This is a genomic window from Faecalibacter rhinopitheci (assembly GCF_015234135.1).
GTDB lineage: Bacteria > Bacteroidota > Bacteroidia > Flavobacteriales > Weeksellaceae > Empedobacter > Empedobacter rhinopitheci.
In genome coordinates this window covers 1-4481 of the sequence record NZ_JADGIK010000023.1, presented here as the reverse complement: position 1 = coordinate 4481, position 4481 = coordinate 1, and the positions used below count along the sequence as shown (strand labels likewise).

5 protein-coding genes are annotated in these 4481 nt (G+C 30.7%); all 5 read right to left on the bottom strand.

Annotation, left to right across the window (positions count from 1 at the left end):
* Window positions 1-709: 709 nt before the first annotated feature.
* Window positions 710-1630, bottom strand: coding sequence for a helix-turn-helix domain-containing protein (locus tag IM532_RS13430; protein ID WP_194184009.1), 921 nt, complete (start codon window positions 1628-1630; stop codon window positions 710-712).
* Between the two features lie 17 nt (window positions 1631-1647).
* The gene (locus tag IM532_RS13425; protein WP_194184008.1) at window positions 1648-2481 is read right to left on the bottom strand and encodes an oxidoreductase; all 834 of its coding nucleotides are present in this window, start codon (window positions 2479-2481) and stop codon (window positions 1648-1650) included.
* A 233-nt stretch (window positions 2482-2714) separates the two neighbouring features.
* Window positions 2715-3221 (bottom strand): MepB family protein, encoded by a 507-nt coding sequence (locus IM532_RS13420; RefSeq protein ID WP_194184007.1) that lies wholly within the window; start codon window positions 3219-3221, stop codon window positions 2715-2717.
* Window positions 3222-3452: 231 nt separating this feature from the next.
* On the bottom strand, window positions 3453-4055 hold the full coding sequence (locus IM532_RS13415; protein WP_194184006.1) for a hypothetical protein: 603 nt from the start codon (window positions 4053-4055) through the stop codon (window positions 3453-3455).
* A gap of 76 nt (window positions 4056-4131) precedes the next feature.
* Window positions 4132-4481, bottom strand: a 350-nt coding sequence (locus IM532_RS13410; protein ID WP_194184005.1) for an IS30 family transposase, incomplete at its 5' end; no start/stop codon positions are given.

Genomic DNA, 4481 nt, shown 5'->3' with positions numbered 1-4481 from the left:
GCCTTAAAACGATACCGTTAAGAAAATAAATTGTGAGAAGGATTAGAATAAATTAGTGACTGAAAGGAATCATTTAATTTATTCCCGAATCACGATTCATTTTTAGGTAATCGTTTTACAGCCTTGATTTTTTGATTATTTTTTTATCAAGAAAAAAGTGATAAAGAAGTTTAAAATACCTAAGCCACACCGTGAATTCTCCTTTTAATTTCAAATGTTTTGTGTCAAGACAAAAATGAAGATATAAAATAGTAATTAGGTTTACTGTAATTAAAAAAGCCCTTCCACCGAAGAGCCTTTTTCTATTTATCTAATTTTAAATTTGGCCTTAAAACGATACCGTTAAGAAAATAAATTGTGAGAAGGGTTAGAATAAATTAGTGACTGAAAGGAATCATTTAATTTATTCCCGAATCACGATTCATTTTTAGGTAATCGTTTTACAGCCTTGACTTTTTTGGTTCGTTTTTGTGTCAAGACAAAAATGAACATAGAAATACTATACCTAAGCCACACTGTGGCTTCTCCTCTTAATCTCAAATATTTTGTGTCAAGACAAAAATGAAAATACATAAGCTTAATAAGCTTTAATTATATAGAAACCGGCCTCTAAATCTAAAACGTTAAGAAATTAAATAGAATGAAGGATAAAAAATATTTAGCGAGTGTTTAAGAGTCATTTAAATCATTCTCGTAATGAAATTTAATTTTATTTAAAAGACTGTCTGTATTTAAGCGGTGTTATGTTGGTTTTATTCTTAAATAATTTGCTAAAAGATTGCGGATATTCGAATCCAAACTGAAACGCTATTTCACTAACAGAAAGATTTGTTGTAGTCAACAAGTCTTTGGCTTTTTCTATTAAATGGTTGTGTATGTGTTGCTGTGTATTTTGCCCTGTAAGATTTCGAAGCATATCACTTAAATAGTCTGCAGAAATATTTAGTTTTTCCGCAAGATACTGGACGCTTGGGAGTCCTTTATTTTGCAAACTTTCATCATCAAAGTATTCAGATAATAATTCTTGTAATTTAATCAACAAATCATTACTCGCTGTTCTTCGAGTAATAAATTGTCTATTATAATACCGATTACAATAGTTGAGTAACAGTTCAATATGCGAGACAATCACATCTTGGCTGAAATTATCGATAACAGAACGATATTCGTTTTCAATGTTCTTCATTATTGCTATTACCGATTTTTCTTCGTCTTCTGAAAGGTGCAAAGCTTCATTTACAGCATAAGAAAAATACCCGTATTTCTTTATGGCTTGACCCAGAGGATAATTCCTGATAAATTCAGGATGAACTACTAACCAATACCCTGACAATTTCAAACCTTCAACAATATCGGTAGTAATTACTTGCTTTGGCGAAAAAAATGTCATTACACCCTCATCAAAGTCATAGTATTGTTGCCCGTATTTCATTTTACCGACAAAGTTTCTTTTGATCGCAATACAATAAAAATTATAAGCTACAGTACGTAGAACCTCATCGGTAAAACAACTTATGTCCTCAAAACGGATAACACTTACCAATGGATTTTTGGGTTTGGGGAGTTCCAATAACCGATGTAAGTCGGAAATCGATTGGATAAAATATGGTTTATGAATGGTATCTTTCATCATGCAATAATATAACATTAATCAAAATTAGTTGATAACGTCAAATGTTTCCAAGCTTCAAACTCCTTCATTTCCTTATCTCGTTGTTGTTGTAACAATTCTAAGGTATCTGGCCCTAATAATAGGCGTAGAGGAGGATTCTCCAATTCAACTATATTCGTCAAAATCTTCACTAATTTATCTGGATCTCCTATTTGTTGTCCACTAAACTCTGACCACATTTTTTCAGCTTTCTCTAAACCATACACATCAATTTTATTTTCGGCAAATATCATCGAACCTTTTTCCATAAAATTAGTTCTAAACTGCCCTGGTGCGACTACAGTAACCTTAATACCAAACGGGCTTACTTCTGATGCCAAACCTTCAGAAAGTCCTATTACTGCAAATTTTGAAGCGTTATAACTTGTAGCATTTGCAAACCCTACGTACCCAGCATTGGATGAAATATTGATAATATGACCCGATTGTTGTTGTCTCAAATAAGGCAATACATTCCTAATGACATTAACCGTTCCAAAGAGATTTACATCCACCGTTTTACGAAATTCTTCATCCGTCATTTCTTCCATACTGCCCACCAAACAATATCCTGCATTATTAACAATAACATCAATTTTTCCGAACTTTTTGATGCCTTTCTCAACTGCATCTTTCACTTCTTTGTCTGATGTAATATCCACTTTGAGGGGTAAAAAGAGTTCTTTATTTTCAGTAAGAGAGGTTTTAAAATTTTCGATATTTCTGGACGTAGCTATTACTTTATGACCTTGGGACAATGCTAATTTAGTTAATGCTAAACCTAAACCTTTGGAAGCTCCTGTAATAAGCCATACTTTTTGATTGTTCATAATTCTATATTTTTATTATGAAACAAAAATCCGCAAATTTAGTAAATAAAAAGTATCCAAAAACAGTTAGTTTGTATACTAAACAAGAAAAATCCTTTTTTAAAGAGTAGTTTTTGAAAGGCGCAGTATCGGTCTTAATAATAATGCTAGCGAGCGGAAGCTCCGCGAAGGTAGGGCTTGAATTGAGCTTAAGTTTAATTTTGCACTTAACCCCGTATTTCGCCAAACCGATTTTAGCTGTAGTGCGAGTTTATTATTTCGCTTAAACGCTTTTGATTTTCGTTATATTCGTTTGTAAAATCTAAAAAATATCGAGTTTGCCAAATTTGAGTTTTTGCAGCTTGTTTATTTTCTGTCTTTGTCCAGTTTGGATAAACTCTAAAACCACGTTTTCCTTCTTTTGAAATTGTTGTAAGAATTTGTCTTTTTATTAATTCATTTTTTGGAAACAAGAAAAATCCATAATTTTCGTTTTCTTCAGTTACAATGATATAAAAATCAAAATTATCAGATTCATTAAATGGCTCAGTTTCTTTTTGGGAGTTTCGCTTCCATACAGTAACAAATTGACCCATTTTCTTAGGAGTAATTTTCGCTTTTCTAAATTTGAAATTCAGTTTTTCAATTTGAAAATTATAACCGAAATATTCTTTCGCTTCTTCGTCTTCTATTAGATTTGAAATTTGAGATAAAGTAGTTCCAAAAAGTAACTTCTCAATTTTCTTTAATTCTTGGATCATTATTTTGGTTTTGTGCGCAATTTTGGACGCATTACAACAACTTGTCTAGTATTTGCGAAGAACGGGAGAGAAGTTGAGCGAAATTCAAGTTCATCCGTTCAAGCAAATTGCTTGGCTGAAACTAAATTAGTGTATTGTTTTAAGATAAGCAATTTTGCGTGCGGAAAATTATGGATAAAAAGTTAGCCTTCAGCCCGTTTTTTGCGAAATTCTATGTTAGCGGTAGTAGCATTAATAACCGAGTGTATTTTTTTTATCTAATTGTAATATTTTATTATCTCTTAAAATATCAAGAGTTGAAGATAAAAGTTTATTAATTTCCGGATGAGATTTTACACTAGGAGATTGCGACCAAATTATTTTGTCCTTAAATAATTTAATTTTTACAGATGTACCGTCTACAACTAAACGATTTTTATTTTCTTCCTTTTTTTCAAAAAATTGGGAAGATTCTGATTTGAATAATTTAATTAATTTATCAAAGTCTTTGTAGTTATTTTTTAGGATCTCATTTTTAAAAATAGAATAATAGGTATTATTTTCTATTAATATATTCATTCTGTGTTTGATTAATTTTATAGAATCACTTTTTAAAGACTTATCCTGTAGGTTAAAATACTCAGTTCTATATTTTTCCATTTCATTAATAAAATCTTTGTTCGAAGAAATACTATCCTGAATTTTTAGGGTTATATAATATTTTTTAGAATCTTCTTCTATATCAATTTTAAATATTTTTCCTGAAACTGAACTATTGGCTTCAATATTAATTTGGGCAGTTAAATTTGTAAATAACAAACTAAAAATAAATAAAAAAATATTACTAAAATTCATATGTGTATGTTGGTTGATGATTGGGCAGCTTCAAGTTGCTAATGCAACGATAGTATAAAAATAGTAAAAATTTTGATTATTTTATTTGTTTAATAATCATCTGATTAAAAACTTGTGCAGGGGAATATCCATCGAGCACTTTTCGAGGTCTTTCATTAAGTTCACGTTGCACTTTTTTGAGATGTTTTTCAGAGTAAATCGAAAGGTCAGTTCCTTTTGGAAAATAATCCCTTAAAAGACCATTTGTATTTTCATTTGTAGGTCTTTCCCAAGGCGAATAAGGATGAGTAAAATAGACTTGTACTTTGGTGTTTTTGGTGAATAATTTATGCTGAGCCATTTCGGTTCCATTATCGTATGTCAACGACTTTTTCATCAGCTTAGGAAGCTTCTTAAATTCCTTTTCAAAAGCCTTTCGAACGGTCT

Bases quoted from the DNA above. Each gene is read 5' to 3' on its own strand.
- IM532_RS13415 (WP_194184006.1), bottom strand. From the start codon at position 4,055: ATGAATTTTAGTAATATTTTTTTATTTATTTTTAGTTTGTTATTTACA.
- IM532_RS13420 (WP_194184007.1), bottom strand. From the start codon at position 3,221: ATGATCCAAGAATTAAAGAAAATTGAGAAGTTACTTTTTGGAACTACT.
- IM532_RS13425 (WP_194184008.1), bottom strand. From the start codon at position 2,481: ATGAACAATCAAAAAGTATGGCTTATTACAGGAGCTTCCAAAGGTTTA.
- IM532_RS13430 (WP_194184009.1), bottom strand. From the start codon at position 1,630: ATGAAAGATACCATTCATAAACCATATTTTATCCAATCGATTTCCGAC.